This window comes from Imbroritus primus, assembly GCF_964332355.1.
Lineage (GTDB): Bacteria > Pseudomonadota > Gammaproteobacteria > Burkholderiales > Burkholderiaceae > Imbroritus > Imbroritus primus.
On sequence record NZ_OZ201293.1, the window covers coordinates 2,680,281 to 2,700,164 of the forward strand.

Annotated in this window: 20 protein-coding genes and 1 tRNA gene; 11 read left to right on the forward strand and 10 right to left on the reverse strand. The window is 63.6% G+C overall.

Going from position 1 to position 19,884, the window contains the following annotated elements:
* The first annotated feature begins 66 nt into the window (after window positions 1-66).
* Both ACQ3C8_RS12285 and ACQ3C8_RS12290 read left to right on the forward strand, forming a co-directional pair.
* A complete protein-coding gene (locus tag ACQ3C8_RS12285) occupies window positions 67-654 on the forward strand; it encodes an RNA pyrophosphohydrolase (RefSeq protein WP_009523816.1) in 588 nt (195 codons plus the stop codon).
* A complete protein-coding gene (locus tag ACQ3C8_RS12290) occupies window positions 651-1,202 on the forward strand; it encodes a CNP1-like family protein (protein ID WP_428851726.1) in 552 nt (183 codons plus the stop codon). The genes ACQ3C8_RS12285 and ACQ3C8_RS12290 overlap by 4 nt, the downstream gene beginning before the upstream one ends.
* A 38-nt stretch (window positions 1,203-1,240) precedes the next feature.
* Here ACQ3C8_RS12290 and proB read toward each other — a convergent pair whose 3' ends face one another.
* From proB to rplU, 4 genes are all read right to left on the reverse strand, one after another.
* On the reverse strand, window positions 1,241-2,359 hold the full coding sequence (proB, locus tag ACQ3C8_RS12295; protein ID WP_428851727.1) for a glutamate 5-kinase: 1,119 nt from the start codon (window positions 2,357-2,359) through the stop codon (window positions 1,241-1,243).
* Window positions 2,360-2,364: 5 nt separating this feature from the next.
* Complete coding sequence (cgtA, locus tag ACQ3C8_RS12300) at window positions 2,365-3,474, reverse strand: Obg family GTPase CgtA (RefSeq protein WP_009523813.1); 1,110 nt, start codon at window positions 3,472-3,474, stop codon at window positions 2,365-2,367.
* Window positions 3,475-3,668: 194 nt separating this feature from the next.
* Window positions 3,669-3,929, reverse strand: coding sequence for a 50S ribosomal protein L27 (rpmA, locus tag ACQ3C8_RS12305; RefSeq protein ID WP_009523812.1), 261 nt, complete (start codon window positions 3,927-3,929; stop codon window positions 3,669-3,671).
* 48 nt (window positions 3,930-3,977) lie between these two features.
* The gene (rplU, locus tag ACQ3C8_RS12310) at window positions 3,978-4,289 is read right to left on the reverse strand and encodes a 50S ribosomal protein L21 (RefSeq protein ID WP_428853077.1); all 312 of its coding nucleotides are present in this window, start codon (window positions 4,287-4,289) and stop codon (window positions 3,978-3,980) included.
* 382 nt (window positions 4,290-4,671) lie between these two features.
* On the opposite strand from rplU, the gene ispB reads away from it, so the two are divergent.
* The 8 genes from ispB (at window position 4,672) to yacG (ending at window position 11,704) form a co-directional block, all read left to right on the forward strand.
* Window positions 4,672-5,649 carry an octaprenyl diphosphate synthase gene (ispB, locus tag ACQ3C8_RS12315; protein WP_428853078.1) on the forward strand — a complete coding sequence of 326 codons (978 nt, stop codon included), beginning with the start codon at window positions 4,672-4,674 and terminating at the stop codon, window positions 5,647-5,649.
* Window positions 5,650-5,729: 80 nt separating this feature from the next.
* Window positions 5,730-5,806: transfer RNA gene (locus ACQ3C8_RS12320), tRNA-Pro, on the forward strand.
* 303 nt (window positions 5,807-6,109) lie between these two features.
* Window positions 6,110-7,834 (forward strand): type IV-A pilus assembly ATPase PilB, encoded by a 1,725-nt coding sequence (gene pilB / locus ACQ3C8_RS12325; RefSeq protein ID WP_428851728.1) that lies wholly within the window; start codon window positions 6,110-6,112, stop codon window positions 7,832-7,834.
* A 17-nt stretch (window positions 7,835-7,851) separates the two neighbouring features.
* On the forward strand, window positions 7,852-9,117 hold the full coding sequence (locus tag ACQ3C8_RS12330) for a type II secretion system F family protein (RefSeq protein ID WP_009523807.1): 1,266 nt from the start codon (window positions 7,852-7,854) through the stop codon (window positions 9,115-9,117).
* Window positions 9,118-9,136: 19 nt separating this feature from the next.
* Entirely contained in the window at window positions 9,137-10,063 is a 927-nt protein-coding gene (locus ACQ3C8_RS12335) for a prepilin peptidase (RefSeq protein ID WP_428851729.1), read from the forward strand.
* Between the two features lie 2 nt (window positions 10,064-10,065).
* Window positions 10,066-10,674 (forward strand): dephospho-CoA kinase, encoded by a 609-nt coding sequence (coaE, locus tag ACQ3C8_RS12340; RefSeq protein WP_428853079.1) that lies wholly within the window; start codon window positions 10,066-10,068, stop codon window positions 10,672-10,674.
* Window positions 10,675-10,748: 74 nt separating this feature from the next.
* The gene (zapD, locus tag ACQ3C8_RS12345; protein WP_009523804.1) at window positions 10,749-11,507 is read left to right on the forward strand and encodes a cell division protein ZapD; all 759 of its coding nucleotides are present in this window, start codon (window positions 10,749-10,751) and stop codon (window positions 11,505-11,507) included.
* Window positions 11,507-11,704, forward strand: a complete 198-nt coding sequence (gene yacG, locus ACQ3C8_RS12350; RefSeq protein WP_428851730.1) for a DNA gyrase inhibitor YacG — start codon at window positions 11,507-11,509, stop codon at window positions 11,702-11,704. Before zapD ends, yacG begins: the two co-directional genes overlap by 1 nt.
* A 34-nt stretch (window positions 11,705-11,738) precedes the next feature.
* Here the strand turns inward: yacG and ACQ3C8_RS12355 are convergent, their stop codons facing one another.
* The 4 genes from ACQ3C8_RS12355 to secA all read right to left on the reverse strand — a co-directional run bounded on the left by ACQ3C8_RS12355 (window position 11,739) and on the right by secA (window position 17,182).
* Window positions 11,739-12,167 (reverse strand): NUDIX domain-containing protein, encoded by a 429-nt coding sequence (locus tag ACQ3C8_RS12355; RefSeq protein ID WP_428851731.1) that lies wholly within the window; start codon window positions 12,165-12,167, stop codon window positions 11,739-11,741.
* Window positions 12,164-13,054: an ATP-binding protein gene (locus tag ACQ3C8_RS12360; protein WP_009523801.1), complete on the reverse strand. Its 891-nt coding sequence runs from the start codon at window positions 13,052-13,054 to the stop codon at window positions 12,164-12,166. Before ACQ3C8_RS12360 ends, ACQ3C8_RS12355 begins: the two co-directional genes overlap by 4 nt.
* 6 nt (window positions 13,055-13,060) lie before the next feature.
* The gene (gene argJ / locus ACQ3C8_RS12365) at window positions 13,061-14,290 is read right to left on the reverse strand and encodes a bifunctional glutamate N-acetyltransferase/amino-acid acetyltransferase ArgJ (protein ID WP_009523800.1); all 1,230 of its coding nucleotides are present in this window, start codon (window positions 14,288-14,290) and stop codon (window positions 13,061-13,063) included.
* Between the two features lie 93 nt (window positions 14,291-14,383).
* Window positions 14,384-17,182 (reverse strand): preprotein translocase subunit SecA, encoded by a 2,799-nt coding sequence (gene secA, locus ACQ3C8_RS12370; RefSeq protein ID WP_009523799.1) that lies wholly within the window; start codon window positions 17,180-17,182, stop codon window positions 14,384-14,386.
* A gap of 195 nt (window positions 17,183-17,377) precedes the next feature.
* On the opposite strand from secA, the gene ACQ3C8_RS12375 reads away from it, so the two are divergent.
* Window positions 17,378-17,884: a DciA family protein gene (locus ACQ3C8_RS12375; protein WP_428851732.1), complete on the forward strand. Its 507-nt coding sequence runs from the start codon at window positions 17,378-17,380 to the stop codon at window positions 17,882-17,884.
* A gap of 193 nt (window positions 17,885-18,077) precedes the next feature.
* On the opposite strand, the gene lpxC is transcribed toward ACQ3C8_RS12375, so the two are convergent.
* On the reverse strand, window positions 18,078-18,995 hold the full coding sequence (gene lpxC / locus ACQ3C8_RS12380; protein ID WP_428851733.1) for a UDP-3-O-acyl-N-acetylglucosamine deacetylase: 918 nt from the start codon (window positions 18,993-18,995) through the stop codon (window positions 18,078-18,080).
* Window positions 18,996-19,162: 167 nt separating this feature from the next.
* On the reverse strand, window positions 19,163-19,672 hold the full coding sequence (locus ACQ3C8_RS12385; RefSeq protein WP_428851734.1) for a peroxiredoxin: 510 nt from the start codon (window positions 19,670-19,672) through the stop codon (window positions 19,163-19,165).
* Window positions 19,673-19,884: the final 212 nt, after the last annotated feature.

Below are 19,884 nucleotides of genomic sequence, written 5' to 3' on the forward strand. Positions count from 1 at the left end.
AGCCGATTCGTTCATGCCGGTGTTCCTTTATAATCGGTGTCATTCTAAAGGATTCGAGGAGCAGTTATGCTCGATCGTGAAGGCTTTCGCCCAAACGTCGGCATCATCCTCATCAACGCAAGAAACGAGGTATTCTGGGGCAAGCGGATCGGCGAACACTCATGGCAGTTCCCGCAGGGCGGGATCAAGTATGGGGAAACGCCCGAGCAAGCGATGTATCGCGAACTGTTCGAAGAAACCGGCCTGCTTCCCGAGCATATCAAGATCGTCGGTCGCACGCGCGACTGGCTGCGCTATGAGGTGCCGGACAAATTCATCCGTCGCGACATCCGTGGACACTATCGTGGGCAGAAGCAGATCTGGTTTCTGCTGCGCATGGTAGGCCGCGATTGCGATATCCGTTTACGGGCCACTGAGCACCCGGAGTTCGATGCGTGGCGCTGGAACCACTATTGGGTTCCGCTTGAGGCGGTGATCGAGTTCAAGCGCGAGGTCTACCAGCTCGCCCTGACAGAACTCGCGCGCTACCTGAACCGCGGCGGGCGCCATGGCGCTCAGCGGCGGCGCGATCATCCAGGCAAGCAGGAAAGCGCACGCACCGCCGACCCGTGCGCCCTGCCCGTCCATTCAGAGGAATCATTCCGCAAGTCATGAGAAACGCCGCACGCACTCTTTCGGTCCTGGCGCTCGCCGGCCTGCTGGCCGCCTGCGCCAGCAAGAAACCTGCCGAGGAAGAAGAAGGCATTGTCGATTTCTTCGCGCCCAAGCCGTTCCATGAGACCTCGGTGCCGCTGCCGGCGCCGCCGGTCGACAAGGATGCCATTCCGTTCTATGTGGGCCAGTCGACCCTGAAGTTTGCCGTCGATCCGAAATCGGTTGCGGTCGGCAGCGACGACGTGGTGCGCTACACGGTGATCATCACCAGCCCCAGCGGCGCACGCAATGTCAGCTTCGAGGGTATCCGCTGCCAGACGCGCGAGCGCAAGCTCTACGCCACGCTGCGCATCAGCGACAACACGTGGACGCGCAATATGTCGAAGGATGAGGATGGCTGGCAGGTCATGAACAGCCTGGCAGCAAACAGCTACGGCCGCGCCCTGGCGAACGACTACTTCTGCGACGGCCGCACCGTTGCCGGCTCGGCCCAGTCGCTGGTACAGCGCATGCGCAACGAGGGATTCCGCAAGCCACTCACGTATTGATCGCCCAGGAACCGGCGCACGTGTCGCGCCAGCCTGGCTTAGACGACGACCAGGTTGTCGCGGTGCACCAGTTCCACCGCGTTGACGTAGCCGAGGATCGTGGCGATCTGGCTCGACGGTTTGCGCACGATGCGCCGCGCTTCGGAACTCGCGTAATTAGTAATGCCGCGCGCAATCTCGCGGCCCTCAAGGTCCACGCACGCTACCACATCGCCGCGCGCGAACTCGCCCTGCACTTCGATCACGCCGATCGGCAGCAGCGACTTCCCTTCCCCGACCAGCTTCTCCACCGCACCCGCATCGATGACGACGCGCCCGCGCAATTGCAGGTGGTCGGCCATCCACTGCTTGCGTGCGGTCAGACGGCCGGTCGGCGCGCGCAGCTGGGTACCGATGAGCTCGCCGGCAGCAAGGCGCTCCAGCACCTTGGGTTCGCGCCCCGAAGCAATGATGGTGTCGGCCCCCGACTTGGCCGCACGCTTGGCGGCAAGAATCTTGGTGAGCATGCCGCCCTTGCCGATGCTCGAACCTGCGCCACCGGCCATCGATTCGAGTTCGGGCGTGCCCGCCACCGCCTCATGCACGAACTCCGCGTCGGCATGCTTGCGCGGATCGGCAGTGTAGAGGCCCGCCTGGTCAGTCAGGATGACAAGCGCGTCGCCCTCGATGAGATTGGTCACCAAGGCGCCGAGCGTGTCATTGTCTCCGACCTTGATTTCATCGGTAACGACCGTGTCGTTCTCGTTGATGATCGGCACGACGCCGAATTCCAGCAGCGCCAGCAGCGTCGACCGGGCATTGAGATAGCGCTCGCGATCGGCCAGGTCAGCATGCGTCAGCAGGACCTGAGCGGTGCGGATGTCATGGCTGGCAAATTGCGATTCGTAAACCTGGGCCAGCCCCATCTGCCCCACCGCCGCCGCCGCCTGCAATTCATGCAGGGCTGTGGGCCGCTTGCGCCAGCCGAGGCGCTGCATGCCTTCGGCAATCGCGCCGGAACTGACCAGCACCACTTCCTTGCCAGCCGCGCGCAGGGCCGCGATCTGCCCGGCCCACTGCGCAATGGCCGCATGATCGAGCCCGCGCCCGTCATTCGTCACCAGACTCGAACCTACCTTGACGACAATCCGCTTGGCGTCAGCAATGACGGAACGCATGATGGTTACTCGGCTTCGTGTTGATCGTTCTGTGCTTGGTCGATGTTCTGCAGCCGCGCATCCAGCCGGATATCCGGCTCGGCCAGCGCCGCTTCCTCGTCCGCCTTGATGGCGGCGAGGTGATCCTTGATGGCGTAGCAGAGCTCCTTGCAGCCCTCGCCGGTCAGCGCGGCGATCCGGAACACCGGACCTTTCCACTTGAAGCGCTTGACGAAATCCGCGACACGCGCCTCGCGTTCTTCCTCGGGCACCATGTCCAGCTTGTTCAGCACCAGCCAGCGCGGCTTGTCGTACAACTCCGCATCGTACTTCTTGAGTTCGTTGACGATGGCCTTGGCTTCCGCCACGGGATCGACCGACTCATCGAACGGTGCGAGGTCGACGATATGCAGCAGCAACCCGGTCCGCTGCAGATGGCGCAGGAACTGATGGCCGAGGCCCGCGCCTTCGGCCGCGCCCTCGATCAGGCCCGGAATGTCAGCGATCACGAACGACTGTTCATGATCGACCCGCACGACACCGAGGTTAGGATGCAGCGTGGTGAACGGATAGTCCGCCACCTTGGGACGCGCGTTGGAAACCGCGCTGATGAACGTCGATTTGCCGGCATTGGGCATGCCCAGCAGCCCCACGTCGGCCAGCACCTTCAACTCCAGGTGCAGCATCCGGCGCTCGCCGGGCTTGCCGTCGACCTGCTGGCGCGGCGCGCGGTTGGTACTCGACTTGAAATGGATATTGCCCCAGCCGCCCATGCCGCCTTCTGCCAGGCAGATCTTCTGCCCGTGCTCGGTCAGGTCGGCGATACGTTCGCCCGTCTCGGCATCGACCACGGTCGTACCCACCGGCATGCGCAGCGTGATGTCTTCGCCGGCCGCGCCGTAGCAGTCGGAACCACGGCCATTCTCGCCATTGCGCGCCACATGCTTCTTGGCGTAGCGGAAATCGATGAGGGTATTGATATTGCGATCCGCCACCGCGAACACACTGCCGCCACGGCCGCCATCTCCCCCGTCCGGCCCGCCAAAGGGCACGAATTTCTCGCGGCGGAACGACGCGCTGCCGTTCCCGCCGTTCCCGGCGATCACTTCGATTCTGGCTTCGTCGATAAATTTCATAAGTCACTTCCGCTCGAGCTGGGAGGCGGCCGGCCACCCTTCGGGCCTGGCCGGACGGCCAATGCCAGACAGTCAATACAGGGCGGCAGGCATGGCCGCACCCGACTGACTGTCGAAAAAACTGCGCCACAAACGAAAAGGCCCCGCTCAACATCAAGCGGGGCCTTGCTGCAGGCAGTTGCTGCGCAGGCAGGTCAGGCTGCCGGAACGACCAGCACCATCTGCTTCTTCGCAGCGCCCTTCACGGTGAACTGCACGTGGCCATCGACCAGTGCAAACAGCGTGTGGTCCTTGCCCATGCCGACGTTCTCGCCAGCGTGAACACGGGTACCGCGCTGACGCACGATGATGCCGCCGGCGTTGATGGCCTGGCCACCATACACCTTCACACCCAGGCGTTTCGACTCGGAATCACGTCCGTTCCGTGTGGAACCGCCGCCTTTTTTCTGTGCCATGACTTTACTCCTGTCCGGTTACGTTATCGGTTAAGGGGTTGACGATGTTCAGCCAACGATCGCGTCGATACGCAACTCGGTGTAATTCTGACGATGGCCTTGGTGCTTTTGATAGTGCTTGCGACGGCGCATCTTGAAAATCTTCACCTTGTCGTGACGACCATGGGAGATAACGGTAGCCTTGACGGAAGCCCCGCTTACCAGCGGCGTACCAAACTTGATCTGGTCGCCGGCGCCCATTGCGAGCACCTGGTCAAGCGTGATTTCTGCGCCAACGTCCGCCGGTATCTGTTCTACTTTGAGTTTTTCGCCAGCAGCAACCTTGTATTGCTTGCCGCCGGTTTTTATGACCGCGTACATTGTTGAAACCCTCATGAAATGAGACTGATGGCAAGGCATGCGCCCTGCCGGAATCGCTTCTGCCGGAAAAATCCGGAAGAACTCGCGATTATACAAAGACTTAGCGAAAAACGCAAAGAAACAGATCGGCCACCGAAATGTGACCGCAACGCCCCTCAGAGTTCGTAGGCCAGCAGGAAGCCGGTCAGCGCGGCGAACGCAACCCACAGGGCGCGGCGGCGCATGACTCTGTCGGACGATTTGGAGGATGAGGTCTTGGGCAGCATGCCTTTATTATAGAGTCAACCACGGCGTGCTCAAGCGCCTTGCGGCAGTTGCCGCGCCAGCCACCGCGACCGCTTCCGCATATATAATCATCCGGTTTCGCGTCACGGTGACCATTTTGCCTCAAACCTCCACCACGTCCCTGCTCGAGCCGATCGCCGCCGATATGCGCGCGGTCGACGCCGTCATCCGCCAGCACCTGAACTCGGAAGTGGTGCTGATCAGCCAGATCGCCGACTACATCATTGCCGCAGGCGGCAAGCGTCTGCGCCCCGTGATCCTGCTGCTGATCGCCAACGCCCTCGGTTACCGCGGCACGGCTCATCATGCGCTGGCTGGCGTGGTGGAATTCATCCACACCGCCACGCTGCTGCACGATGACGTGGTCGACGAATCGGACCTGCGGCGCGGGCGCGACACAGCGAATGCCGTGTTCGGCAATGCCGCAAGCGTGCTGGTGGGGGACTTCCTGTACTCCCGCGCCTTCCAGATGATGGTCAGCGCCGACAATATGCGCGTGATGCAGATCCTGTCGGACGCCACCAACGTCATTGCCGAAGGCGAGGTCCTGCAGCTGCTGAACATGCACGACCCGGACGTGACCCAGGAGCGCTACCTGCAGGTGATCCGCTACAAGACGGCCAAGCTGTTCGAGGCCGCCGCCCAGGTCGGCGCCATCCTCGCGGGCGCGGATGCGGCCACGGAAGAAGCCGCAGCCGAGTATGGCCGCCGCATCGGCACGGCCTTCCAGCTCGTGGACGACCTGCTCGACTACACCGCCAGCGCAGCCGAAATGGGCAAGAACGCCGGCGACGACCTGCGCGAGGGCAAACCCACGCTGCCCCTGATCCACCTGCTCGAGCATGGCACCGACGCGCAAAAGGACATGGTCCGCACCGCCATCATGGAAGGCGGCACCGAGCACTTCGATGCCATCTATGCAGCCATCGAGCAATCGGGCGCCCTGGACTTCACGCGCGCCGCCGCCGAACGGGAAGCCGCCGCCGCCGCCGACGCGGCAGCGCAATTCCCCCCTTCCCAATTCAGGCAAACGCTGATAGACTTATGTGCTTTCTCGGTGCAGCGTAAATCCTGACAACGCTGTGCACTGCCTGCAAGCTTGGCAGCGCATTCGAACCGGTCTCGCGCCGGATGCATTGAAAAAAGAAAAACACGCGGGGTGTAGCTTAGCCTGGTAGAGCGCTACGTTCGGGACGTAGAGGCCGGAGGTTCGAATCCTCTCACCCCGACCAGAATTCGAGGCCGGATCAGTTCATGCTGATCCGGCCTTTTGCATTCCGGCGCGCTCCCGGCTGCCCGCGCGAATGCCCCTCCCCTCCTCCCGAGACTGGGCCTCCGTGCTCACGACCCGTGTCACGATCGCAACCGGCTTCCACCGGGCCACGTAGACTTTCCCATCCGCGCCACAGACCGGTTTGCGGCCTGCGGACGCGGCTTTACAAATACGGGAGCGGGCGGCACACTGCAGGAGGCCGCGTGCCGCCAGGCCAGCCGCCGCATGCGTCCACGCGAATTTCCACTTCCGACTATCGCTCATGACTCTTGGTCTCGCACTCGTGCAAAGCCGGCGAATCGCACCAGGCCTGCTGGCGCAGCTGGAGCAGTCCGCACGCGAACATCATGCCCAGTTGATCGATGAAATCATCAGCAGTGGCGCCATGTCGGCACATGACGTGGCGGTCTTCGCCGCGGACAAGTACCAGTTGCCGCTGCTCGACCTGAACCAGTACAACCTGCAGAACGTGCCGCCCGTCCTGGCTGGCAACCGCCAGTTCCACGCGCTGCGGCTGCTGCCGCTGGGGCGGCGCGACAACCGCCTGATCCTGGCGACCTCGGACCCGGCCAACACGGCGCCGGTCGAACAGATCCGGCAGAAGTTCAACCTGTCGGTCGACCTCGTGGTCGTAGAGCACGACAAGCTGATGCGCCACGTGTCGACGGCCGTGGACGACAGCCCGGAAATGCGCGCGGTCCAGCCGCACATGGCCGAGAAGATCCGCATCGAATACGATCCGGTGGCCTCGGCCGCCGCCCAGCGCAACAAGACCGCTGCCGATATCGACGATGCACCGGTGGTGCGCTTCCTGCAGAAGCTGCTGACAGAGGCGTTGATCCGCGGCGCATCCGACCTGCACTTCGAGCCGTTCGAATTCTTCTACCGCGTGCGCTTCCGCATCGATGGCGTCCTGCAGGAGGTCGCCCAGCCGCCGCTCGATATCCGCGACAAGATCGCCACGCGCATCAAGGTGCTGTCGCGCCTCGACATCTCCGAAAAGCGCGTCCCGCAGGACGGCCGCATGAAGCTGCTGATCGCCGTGCCCAAGGACAAGAACGACAAGGAGAAAGTCGAGAAGGCGATCGACTTCCGCGTCTCCACCTTACCCACGCTGTTCGGCGAAAAAATCGTCATCCGGATCCTGGATTCCTCGCCCGATAAGCTCGATATCGACCAGCTTGGCTACGAACCCGACCAGAAGGCGCTGCTGCTCGACGTCATCAAGCGCCCCTACGGCATGGTGCTCGTGACCGGACCGACCGGCAGCGGCAAGACACTGTCGCTGTACACCTTCCTCAAGCTGCTGAACGAAGGCGACATCAATATCTCGACCGCCGAGGATCCAGCGGAAATCCAGCTGCCCGGCGTCAACCAGGTCAATATCAACGACAAGGCCGGCCTGACTTTCGCCTCGGCGCTACGCGCTTTCCTGCGCCAGGATCCGGACATCATCATGGTCGGCGAGATCCGTGACCTGGAAACCGCCGATATCTCGATCAAGGCGGCGCAGACCGGCCACCTGGTGTTCTCGACACTGCATACCAACGACGCCCCGACCACGCTGACGCGCATGATGAACATGGGCGTGGCGCCCTTCAATATCGCCTCGAGCGTGCTGATGATCACCGCGCAGCGGCTTGCACGCCGCCTGTGCCCGCAGTGCAAGCGGCCCGGGGCGATTCCCGAGCAGCCGCTGCTCGAGGCCGGCTTCACCCAGGCCGACCTGGACGGCAGCTGGCAGCCTTATCATCCCGTCGGCTGCGAGCACTGCAACGGCAGCGGATACAAGGGACGAATCGGGATCTACCAGGTCATGCCGGTCACTGAAGCGATCCAGGACATCATCCTGTCGCACGGCACTGCGCTGCAGATCGCCGAGCAGGCCCGCAAGGACGGTGTACGTTCGCTGCGTGAATCGGGCCTGCTGAAGGTCAAGCGCGGTGAAACCTCGCTTGAAGAAGTACTGGCCACGACCAATCTCTGACGGAGTCGAACGCATCCATGGCTACCCGCGCCCCTGCCTCAGCCGCCCGCTCGACTGCATCTGCCACCGAGCGCAAACGCACCAAGACACCCACCCAGTACGTGTTCGAATGGGAGGGCAAGGATCGCAAGGGCAAGATATTCACGGGCGAGATGCGGGCCGAGACACAGAACGATGTGCATGCCACGCTGCGCAAGCAGGGCATTTCGGTCACCAAGCTGAAGCGCCGCCGTGCCGCGCGCGGCCGCAAGATCACCGAGAAGGACATTACTTTCTTCACGCGCCAGCTGGCTACCATGCTCAAGGCCGGCATTCCGCTGCTGCAGGCGATCGACATCATCGGCCGCGGCCATGGCAATCCGAACTTCACGCGGCTACTCAACGACATCCGCTTCGACATCGAGTCCGGCAGCAGCATGGCACAGGCGTTCCGTCGCCACCCGCGCTACTTCGATTCGCTGTACTGCAACCTGATCGATGCCGGTGAACAGGGCGGTATCCTCGAATCGCTGCTCGAGAACCTGTCGCTGTACAAGGAAAAGACCATCGCCCTGAAGAGCAAGATCCGCTCGGCGATGATCTATCCGATCGCGGTGCTGGCGGTCGCCTTTGCCGTACTCGTGGTGCTGATGCTGTTCGTGATCCCGGCCTTCAAGGATGTGTTCTCGAGCTTCGGCGCGAACCTGCCGACGCCCACGCTGCTGGTCATCGCCATGTCCGATTTCTTTACGGACTACTGGTACCTGATCCTTGGTGTACCGATCATCGCCATCATCCTGTATGTACGGGCCCTGCGCTCGTCGGAGAAAGTCCAGCGACTGACCGACCGATTCCTGCTGCGGCTGCCGATCTTCGGCCCCCTGCTGCGCAAGGCGACCATTGCGCGCTGGACACGCACGCTGGCGACGATGTTCGCCGCCGGCAGCCCCCTGGTCGAGTCGATGGATTCTGTCGCCGGCGCGGCCGGTAGCTGGGTCTACCATGATGCGACACTCGAAATCCGCCAGGCGGTCAGTATCGGTACGAGCCTGACCAACGCCATGCAGGCCACGCATGTGTTCGACAACATGGTGCTGCAGATGGCGCAGATCGGCGAGGAGTCCGGTTCGCTCGACAATATGCTGACCAAGGTGGCTGAGTTCTACGAGCGTGAGGTCGATGATGCGGTCGCGGCGATTTCGAGCCTGATCGAACCCGTCATCATCGTCGTACTAGGCGTGCTCATCGGCGGCATGGTGATTGCCATGTACCTGCCGATCTTCAAGCTTGGACAGGTCATCTGATCACCCGCCTCTTCCCGCCATGTCCGTATCCCTTGTGCCTCACGCCGCAGTGATGCCCGGCGCAGCATTCCCGCGCCTGACGCTGGAGCCGTTCGTGCAGCTCGACCCCACCCTGTGGATCGCCCTCGCAGCGCTTGTCGGCCTGCTGGTGGGCAGTTTTCTCAATGTCGTCGTGCATCGCCTGCCATTGATGATGGAGCGCGAGGAAGCCAACTATCTGGCCGAGTTGCGCCACGAGCCGCTGCCCTATCCGGAGCGCTATGATCTCGTCGCCCCGCGCTCGGCCTGTCCAGCGTGCGGACACCCGATTTCCGCGCTCGAGAACGTGCCCGTGCTGAGCTACCTGTGGCTGCGGGGCCGCTGCCGCGGCTGCGGCACGCCGATCTCGGCACGCTACCCGTTGCTCGAGCTCGCCAGCGCTGTGCTGACCGGCCTCGTGGCATGGCATTTCGGCCCGTCGTGGCAGGCGCTCGGTGGCATCGTGCTGGTCTGGACCCTGCTCGCCCTGACGCTGATCGACGCTGACACGCAACTGCTGCCCGATCAATTGACCCTGCCGCTGCTCTGGCTGGGCCTGCTGCTCAACCTGAACGGCATCTTCGTTCCGCTGGCCGATGCGGTCATCGGCGCAATGGCGGGCTATCTCTCCCTGTGGAGCGTCTATTGGGTCTTCAAGCTGGTGCGCGGCAAGGAAGGCATGGGGTACGGCGACTTCAAGCTGATGGCTGCCCTCGGCGCCTGGTTTGGGTGGCAGGCCCTGCCGGCACTGATTCTGCTGTCATCCGTGGTCGGTCTCGTGTTCGGCGTCTGGCGCATCGTGAGCGGCCGGCAGGAGCGCGATGCGCCGTTCCCGTTCGGGCCCTTCATCGCCGGCGCGGGCATCCTGGTGCTGCTGTTCGGCGGCCTGTTGCCGCTGCTGGTACCGTTACTGGCGCCACTGCCATGAACCTGCCCAAGATCGGTCTAACAGGCGGCATCGGCTCGGGCAAGACCCGCGTCGCGGACCTGTTCGCCACGCACGGCGCCGCCATCATCGATACTGACGTGATCGCGCACGAGATCACCGCCCCCGGTGGCGCCGCCATCGCTCCGCTGGTGGCCGCCTTCGGCGCGGATTGCCTGACGCCCGAAGGGGCCATGGACCGCACGCGGATGCGTGCCCTGGTCTTCGGCAACGATGCGGCCCGCCAGACGCTCGAAGGCATTACCCATCCGCTGATCCGCGCCACCTGCGTCACACAGGCGGAACGCATCGAAGCCGCTGCGGTCCATCCTTACATCCTCTTCGTGATTCCGCTGCTGGTGGAGGGAGGACGCTGGCGCCAGACCCTCGACCGCGTCCTGGTGGTGGACTGCCCGGTGGAAACGCAGATCGCGCGCGTGATGCAGCGTAACGGCTTTACACGTGCACAGGTAGAAGCCATCATCGCCCGCCAGGCCACGCGCGAGGCTCGCCTGGCCGTGGCGGATGATGTCATCGACAACGGCGGCGCACCCGAGGCGCTGCCGCCGCAAGTGGCACGGTTGCATGCCTTGTATGCGGCACTTGCGAGCTGACCGCATCCGCAAGCAGCATTGTGATAAGCCAGGCACTCGCATAGAATGCCGAAGAAACCCAACCGGACCTTGACGTGATCCTGTACGAATACCCGTTCAACGAACGTATCCGCACACTGCTGCGTCTCGAGGATCTGTTTGAGCGCCTGGAGTTCTTTCTGGCGCAGGATCATCCGCTACAGCATCACGTCGCTCTCACCACGCTGTTCGAGATCGTGGATGTGGCGGGCCGGGCCGACCTCAAAGCCGACCTCAACCGTGAGCTGGAACGCCAGCGCCAGACGCTCGCCAACCTGCGCAGCAATCCGCAGATCGACCATGCGACGCTGGACAGCATCATCGGCGAACTCGATGCGGGCATCCAGCGGCTGGCACAAAATCCGTCCAAGGTCGGGCAACTCATCAGCGACAACGAGTGGCTGACCAGCATCCGCAGCCGCGCCATCATTCCCGGCGGCACCTGCGAGTTCGACCTGCCGGCTTACCATGCGTGGCAGCAGCGTCCCGCCGAGGCGCGGCGCCAGGACATCATCAAGTGGATCCAGCCATTGCTGGCGCTGCGCGACGGCACCGTGATGGTGCTGCGGCTGTTGCGCGAATCCGGGCAGGCCGGCAAAGTGATCGCCACGGGCGGCAATTTCCAGCAGATGCTATCAGGCCGGACCTACCACCTGATGCAGGTCCAGCTCGACGATGCCTACCTGCAATGCATTCCCGAGATCAGCGCGAACAAGTATATGCTGTGGGTACGCTTTACCCAGCAGGATGGCGATCTGCGGCCGCGCTCGATGGAGCTCGACATTCCCTTCCAGCTCAAACTCTGTAATTTCTGATGCCAGCCACCGTCAAATGTCCCACTTGCGGCGCCGCCGTGGAATGGCTGCCCGCCAACCGCTTCCGGCCGTTCTGTTCCGAACGTTGCCAGCAGATCGACCTGGGGGCCTGGGCCAGCGAGCGCTACACGATTCCCGTCGCGGAAGACGATGAACTCGGCGCAGCCGACAAAGGCAACCAGAGGCCGCTGAACTGAGGAGCTGACGAATTGGCGGCAACACGCGTGCCGCTCAGGCCGCGCGTTCGTCCTGCATCCAGTCCAATACCGGCTGAGCCGCCGGCAGCAACGGCGCCACGTTGACCGGCAAGGTCTGCCAGGTCACGGCCTGTCCTTCCATGCCGCGCGGCTCGCCGTCCCACGCGGTCACCTTGCAGAAGTACAGGCGCACATAGGCATGCGGGTAGTCATGCTCGAGCGTGCGCCACGGTTCGCAGGCCCGCATGTCGATATCGAGCTCTTCCTTGAGCTCGCGCGCCAGCGCTGCTTCGACCGACTCGCCCGCCTCCAGCTTGCCGCCCGGAAACTCCCAGTAGCCCTCATACGGCTTGCCAACTGGCCGCTGCCCGAGCAGGAAGCTGCCATCCGCGCGCACCACCACGCCGACCGCGACTTCCGTGACCGCCCGGCCGCCCGTCTTGTCGGTCGCGGCCGTACTCATGGCTGCTCCGCGATGAACTGCCGGCCATGGCGGCCGCCCCAGTCCTTGGCGAACTGCCAGGCCACGCGGCCCGAACGCGAACCGCGTTCGAGCGCCCACACCAGGGCATCGCCGCGCGCCGCCTCGATCTCGGCCTCGGTGCAGCCAAAATGGCGCAACCAGTGGCTGACGATGGTCAGGTACTCATCCTGGCGCGGGGGATAGAACGACAGCCACAGGCCGAAACGCTCCGACAGCGAAATCTTTTCCTCGACCACTTCGCCGGGATGGATCTCGCCATCGTCGGTGTGCCGATAGCTTTCGTTGTCCTTCATGTACTCCGGCATCAGGTGCCGGCGATTCGACGTGGCGTAGATCAGCACATTGTCGGACTGCGAGGCCACTGAGCCGTCGAGCGCCACCTTGAGGGCCTTGTAGCCGGACTCGCCGTCCTCGAACGACAGGTCATCGCAAAATACGATGAAACGCTCGGGGCGCGTCGCCAGTTGTTCGACGATGTCGCCCAGGTCAGCCAGGTCGTCCTTGTCCACTTCCACCAGCCGCAGGCCGTCGGCCGCATACGCGTGCAGACAGGCCTTGATCAGTGACGACTTGCCGGTACCGCGCGCACCGGTCAGCAGCACGTTGTTGGCCGGCAGGCCGCGCAGGAACTGCAGGGTATTGGAGATAATGGCCTGCTTCTGCCGTTCGATATTGTGCAGATCGCCCAGCGTGATCGACGGCAGGCGGCGCAGCGGCTGCAGGTAGCCAAACGTACCCAGCAGGCTCTGCCGGCGACGCCAGCGGAAGGCGACCGCCTCTTTCCAGTCGGTCTCGCTCAGGACCGGCGGCATCCATTGCTCCAGCCGAGCCAGCAGGTTGTCTAGGCGTTGCGTCAGGTCAGCCATGATGAATCAGGAACGGTAGTCGGCGTTGATGGACACGTATTCGTGCGAGAAATCACAGGTCCATACCGTGGCCTGCGCCTGGCCGCGCCCGAGCGCGATGCGCACGGTGATCTCGGCCTGCTGCATGACGCGCTGGCCATCCTCTTCGCGGTAATCGGGATTGCGCCCGCCATCCTTGGCAACCCAGACGTCGTCGAGCCACAGGTTGACGCGGTCGACGTCGAGATCGTCGACACCAGCATAGCCCACGGCAGCGAGAATCCGGCCGAGGTTGGGGTCGGAGGCGTAGAAGGCCGTCTTTACCAGCGGCGAGTGCGCCACCGCATAGGCCACCTGGCGGCATTCGGCCACGGACTGGCCCTGCTCGACGCGGATCGTCATCAGCTTGGTGGCACCCTCCCCGTCGCGCACGATCATCTGCGCCAGTTCCTGGGCGAGGTCCGTCACGGCGTCGCGCAATACTGCGTAATCAGCGTGCGATTCACTGTCGATCAGCGCCGCGCCCGACTGGCCCGTGGCCAGTAGCACGAACGAGTCATTGGTGGAGGTATCGCCATCAATGGTGATGCTGTTGAAGGAATGATCCGCCGCATATTTCACCAGTTGCTGCAACACGGGCTGCGCCACGGCGGCATCGGTGGCGATGAAGCCCAGCATGGTGGCCATGTTCGGACGGATCATGCCGGCGCCTTTGCTGATGCCGGTGAGCGTGACGGTCTTGCCGCCGAGCGTGATGGTCCGCGACGCGGCCTTCGGCTGCGTATCGGTGGTCATGATCGCTTCCGCCGCCTGCAGCCAGTGGTCTTCCGCGAGACGCCCCAGCGCCTGTGGCAGACCGGCGACCAGACGGTCGACGGGCAGCGGCTCGAGGATCACGCCCGTGGAGAATGGCAGGATCTGCTGCGGCGCGACACCCAGCTGCCCGGCCAACGCATCGCAGGTAGCGCGCGACGCGGCGAGGCCCGGCTCGCCGGTACCGGCATTGGCATTGCCTGTATTGACGACGATGGCACGAATACCTTTTCCTGCCGCCAGATGCTCGCGGCAGACCTGCACCGGCGCGGCACAGAAGCGGTTGCGGGTGAACACGCCTGCCACGGCCGTACCTTCCGGCACCGTCAGCACCAGCACGTCCTTGCGATCCGCCTTGCGGATACCGGCCTCGGCCCAACCAAGCTGCACGCCACGCACCGGCTTGAGGTCGGCTGCCTGCGGCAAGGGAAGATTCACTGCCATTGTCGTTCTCCAAACGATCATGCCCGCATGGACGCGGGCATGAGTACCATCATCTTGCCGCGGCCAGTCCAGCCGGCGCGGCATCACTCCACGTCAGGCCAGTTTGCCGTGGCACTGCTTGTACTTCTTGCCCGACCCGCACGGGCACGGATCATTACGACCAACCTTTGGCATGCCGGCCGGTGTGTTCACCAGTTCCGCTGCGCTGTTGCCCGTCAGGCCTGCTAGCGCCCGCGTGCGCTGCGCACTGGCTTCGGCGGCATCGCCACCTTCGCCGCCAAACTCGTCGTGCTGGTAACGCACGTTCTCGAGATGCGCCAGCTCCTCCTCGATCTGCTCGGAGGCCTGTTCCAGTTCTTCCTGTGACTGGATGCGCACGGTAAACACGGTGCGGGCCACTTCGCTCTTGATGGTGTCGAGCAGCGCACTGAACAGCTCGAACGACTCGCGCTTGTACTCCTGCTTGGGATCCTTCTGCGCATAGCCTCGCAGGTGGATGCCCTGGCGCAGGTGATCGAGCGCGGCCAGATGTTCGCGCCAGTGCGTATCGAGGCTTTGCAGCATCACCGAGCGCTCAAAACCGGCAAACGCCTCGCGGCCCACCAGGTCAACCTTGGCGGCGTAGATGCGCTCGGCCTCGGCCTTGATCATCTGCAAGAGGTCTTCATCCTCGATGGCATCGGCCTTGTCGACGGTCTCGACCAGCGGCAGCTCCATGCCCCATTCTTCACGCAGGGTACGTTCGAGGCCTTGCAGGTCCCATTGCTCTTCCATGGTTTCCGCGGGCACATACTGGCGGAACAGGTCGACGAACACGCTGGTACGCAGGTTGGCAATGATCTCGCCAATGTCCTGCGATTCAAGGATCTCGTTACGGAGCTTGTAGATTTCCTTACGCTGGTCGTTGGCGACGTCGTCGTACTGCAGCAGTTGCTTGCGAATGTCGAAGTTGCGGCCCTCGACCTTGCGCTGCGCGGATTCGATCGAGCGCGTGACGATACCGGCCTCGATCGGCTCGCCCTCGGGCATCTTCAGGCGATCCATGATGGCACGCACGCGGTCTCCAGCAAAGATGCGCAGCAGCTGGTCGTCCAGCGACAGGTAGAAACGCGACGAACCCGGATCACCCTGGCGGCCGGCACGGCCACGCAACTGGTTGTCGATACGGCGCGACTCGTGGCGTTCGGTACCGATGATATGCAGGCCGCCAGCCGCCTTGACCTGCTCGTGCAGCGACTGCCATTCGTCTTGCAGCGTCTTGATGCGTTGCTGCTTCTCGGCGTCGGACAGCGTAGCGTCGGCCTCGACAAAGCCCGACTGCTTCTCCACATTGCCGCCCAGCACGATGTCGGTACCACGACCAGCCATGTTGGTGGCGATGGTGATCATCTTGGGCCGGCCGGCCTGCGCGATGATCTCGGCCTCGCGCTCGTGCTGCTTGGCATTCAGCACCTGATGGGGCAGGCCGGCCTTGTTCAGCAGCGCCGACAGGTACTCCGAGTTCTCGATCGAGGTCGTGCCCACGAGTACAGGCTGGCCGCGCTCGTAGCAGTCGCGGATATCCTTGATGACGGCGTCGTAGCGCTCCTTGCCGGTCTTGTAGATCTGGTCCTGCAGGTCCTTGCGCTGGTTAGCGCGGTTGGTCGGGATCACCACGGTCTCGAGGCCGTAGATTTCCTGGAACTCGTATGCTTCGGTATCGGCCGTGCCGGTCATCCCGGCCAGCTTGCCGTACATGCGGAAGTAGTTCTGGAAGGTGATGGTTGCCAGCGTCTGGTTTTCCTGCTGGATCTGCACGCCTTCCTTGGCTTCCACGGCCTGGTGCAGGCCGTCGGACCAGCGGCGGCCCGACATCAGGCGGCCCGTGAATTCGTCGACGATGACGATCTCGCCATTCTGCACCACGTAGTGCTGGTCGCGATGAAACAGGCTGTGGGCGCGCAGCGCGGCGTACAGGTGGTGCATCAGCGAAATGTTCTGCGGCGCGTACAGCGACTCACCCTCGGCCAGCAACCCTTGCTCGACGAGCAGCGTCTCCGCGCGCTCGTGGCCGCGCTCGGTCATGTAGACCTGGTGCGACTTTTCATCGACGTAGTAGTCGCCCGGCTTTTCCACGCCGGTACCATCGGCCTTTTCCTCGCCGATCTGGCGCTCAAGGAAAGCCGGAATGCCGTTCATGCGCCGGTACAGGTCAGTCTGGTTCTCGGCCTGGCCGGAAATGATCAGCGGCGTGCGCGCCTCGTCGATCAGGATGGAGTCCACCTCGTCGACGATGGCGTAGTGCAGCGGACGCTGTACGCGCTGGCCCGGATCGTAGACCATGTTGTCGCGCAGGTAGTCGAAGCCGAATTCGTTGTTGGTGCCGTAGGTAATGTCCGAGGCGTAGGCGGCTTGCTTCTGGTCATGCGACATCGACGACAGGTTGATGCCCACGGTCAGCCCGAGGAAGTTGTACAGGCGCCCCATCCACTCGGCATCGCGCTGCGCGAGGTAATCGTTGACCGTCACCACGTGCACGCCTTCGCCGGCCAGTGCATTCAGGTAAACCGCCAGCGTCGCGGTCAGCGTCTTGCCTTCACCAGTGCGCATTTCGGCGATCTTGCCGTGGTGCAGCACCATGCCGCCAATCATCTGTACGTCGAAGTGGCGCATCTTCATGACGCGCTTGCTGGCCTCGCGGCACACCGCAAAGGCTTCCGGCAGCACCTTGTCCAGGCTTTCGCCCGCGGCGATCCGCTCGCGGAATGCCTGCGTCTGCGCGCGCAGCTCGTCGTCCGACAGGGCCTCATATTTCGGTTCCAGCGCATTGATATGCGCGACCGTCTTACGATATTGTTTAACCAGCCGGTCATTGCGGCTGCCAAAAACGGATTTGAGTAGGCCGGAGATCATCGATTGCTTTCTGTGGTGCACCCGTCGGCGCGGGCCGGCAGGCGCAGCATGGGTGAATGCCGCAAAATTGCGATTTTAGCACGCGGGCCGGCCGCTGCCCGCGCCAGCGGCGAAGCGTTCGACAGGCCTTCGGACAGGGACCTTGGTACCTTCGTTCCCCATCCGGTCCGGGCAATCCCGGCATAATGGACACCTATGCGCGCCTTCACTCGTTCCGGCCGGTCCGCCCCGGTCGCCCCCTCCCTGACGGACTGGCTCGGCCGGGCCGAGCCGCTGGAGCGGCTGATGCAGACAGCCACGGTGCTGGCCGGCCTGCAGGCCCAGGTCCATGCGCTGCTGCCGCCCGGCGTACGGGCCAGCGTCTCCGCCGCTGGCCTGCGGCAGGAACATACCCACTCGAACGAGCAAACACTGGTGCTGCATGTGACACATAGTGCCGCGGCGGCGCGCGTGCGCCAGATCGTACCGAGCGTGCTGCAGGCGCTGGAACGCCAGGGCTCGCGCATCACCTCGATCCGGGTCCGGGTGCAGCCGGCGGATGCCTCGCGCGATCCATGGCACGTCGACAACCGACCGCGTACCAAGACCGCGCAGATGACGCCTGGCGGACTTGCCAGCCTGAGCGCGCTGGCCGACACCCTGGAAGATTCGCCCCTCAAGGCCGCCCTGCAGCAGATGCTGGCGCACCATCGGCAGCCGTAGCGTTCCTGCGCGGATTCAGCATCCGCCCAGTCGGCCTCGGCATCATCCGCCAATTCGCACCGCTCTCATCACCCTGATTGGCTACCCTGATCGGCCACCTGAGTGACCGCCCAAAGCAAAACCCCCGGTGCGGAACACCAGGGGTTTCGTCTGCCTGCGGGTCGCATTGCGCCCGGCCGAGGATCAGGAAAACTCAGGCAAACGCCGGCTGCAGTTGCGGCAGGAAGGCCTTGGGCGCCTCCTCCGGGCGGTCAAAGGTGACGAACTCATAGGCACTCTGGTCAGCCAGCAGCGCGCGCAGCAGTGCGTTGTTCATGGCGTGGCCCGACTTGTGCGCGGTATAGGAGGCAATCAGCGGATGGCCGATCACATACAGGTCGCCGATGGCGTCGAGGATCTTGTGGCGCACGAACTCGTCGCCATAACGCAGTTCCTCGTTGTTCAACATGCGGTGCTCGTCCAGGACGATGGCATTGTCGAGACTACCGCCGCGCGCCAGGCCCATCTCACGCAGCGACTCCACCTCATGGGCAAAGCCGAAGGTGCGCGCGCGGGCAATCTCGCGGACGTAGCTCGTGTCGGCAAAGTCGATTTCGTACGATTGGCCCGTCTTGTCGACGGCCGGATGGTGGAAATCGATGGTGAAGGCCAGCTTGAAACCGAAATACGGCTCCAGGCGGGCGACCTTGTCGCCCTCGCGCACTTCGATCGGGCGCGTGACGCGGATGAAACGCTTGGCGGCATCCTGCTCCTGCACGCCAGCGGACTGCAGCAGGAACACGAAGGACGCGGCGCTGCCGTCCATGATCGGGATCTCCTCGGCATCCACGTCGACATACAGGTTGTCGATGCCCAGGCCCGCGCAGGCCGACATCAGATGCTCGACGGTGGAAACGCGCGCGCCTTGCTTCTGCAGCACAGAAGCAAGGCGCGTGTCGCCGATGGCCGACGCAGCGGCCGGGATCTCGACCGGCGGCGCCAGATCGACGCGAGTGAAGACGATGCCGGTACTGGCCGGGGCCGGACGCAGCGTGAGCGTCACCTTGCGTCCCGAGTGCAAGCCAATGCCCACGGTCTTGACACGAGATTTGATGGTGCGCTGCTTGAGCATGTCGGCCCCTTCGATAGCCAATATTTATGAAAAACCCTACGTAATAACCCTAATAATAGCACTGGACGGCACTTTCTGCGGGCGCGACAGTGGCCCCGAGCATGTCCGTTTTGTGTCCGGTTGTAAGCCAGCCCAACGGCGCAGGCCGCGCCGTTGGCGGATTCACGTCAGGCGGGAAGGGCCTTCAGCATCGACTCGGCATCGCTGACCTCGAACTTGCCCGGCGCTTCGACGTGTAACAATTTGACAACACCATCATCGAGCAGCATCGCATAACGCTGAGACCGCACGCCCATGCCGCGCGCACTGAGATCCTGGTCGAGCCCGAGCTTGCGGGTGAATTCCGCCGCGCCATCGCCGAACATGCGCACTGCGCCTGCCGAACCCTGGTCGCGCGCCCATGCGCCCATCACGAAAGCATCGTTGACCGACACACACCAGACTTCGTCGATCCCTTTGTCGCGAAATGCCTGGATGTGCTCGACATAACCAGGCACGTGCTTTGCCGAGCATGTCGGCGTGAAGGCGCCCGGCAAACCGAAGACGACGATACGCCGGCCGGCGGTCAGCTCCGCGACAGAAAACGCATTCGGCCCGAGTGCACAGCCACCGGACGCTTCCTCGAAGAACTCGTACAGCGTGGCATCAGGCACACGCTCGCCTACCTTGATCGCCATGTCATCTCCTTTGCATCATTCGCTACGTACGCGCATCACATACGACAAAGCCGGCCAACGCACAAAGCGTTGGCCGGCACGACACCCCACCCTGCCTGAGCAGGGACCGTGTCCGGGGAGGCGGCCAGAAGTCGGCCTGCCCGCCATGGGTAGGATGCCCGGTCACGCACCGGCTGGCGCCACACCGTCACAGGCAATAAGGGAGTTGCCTG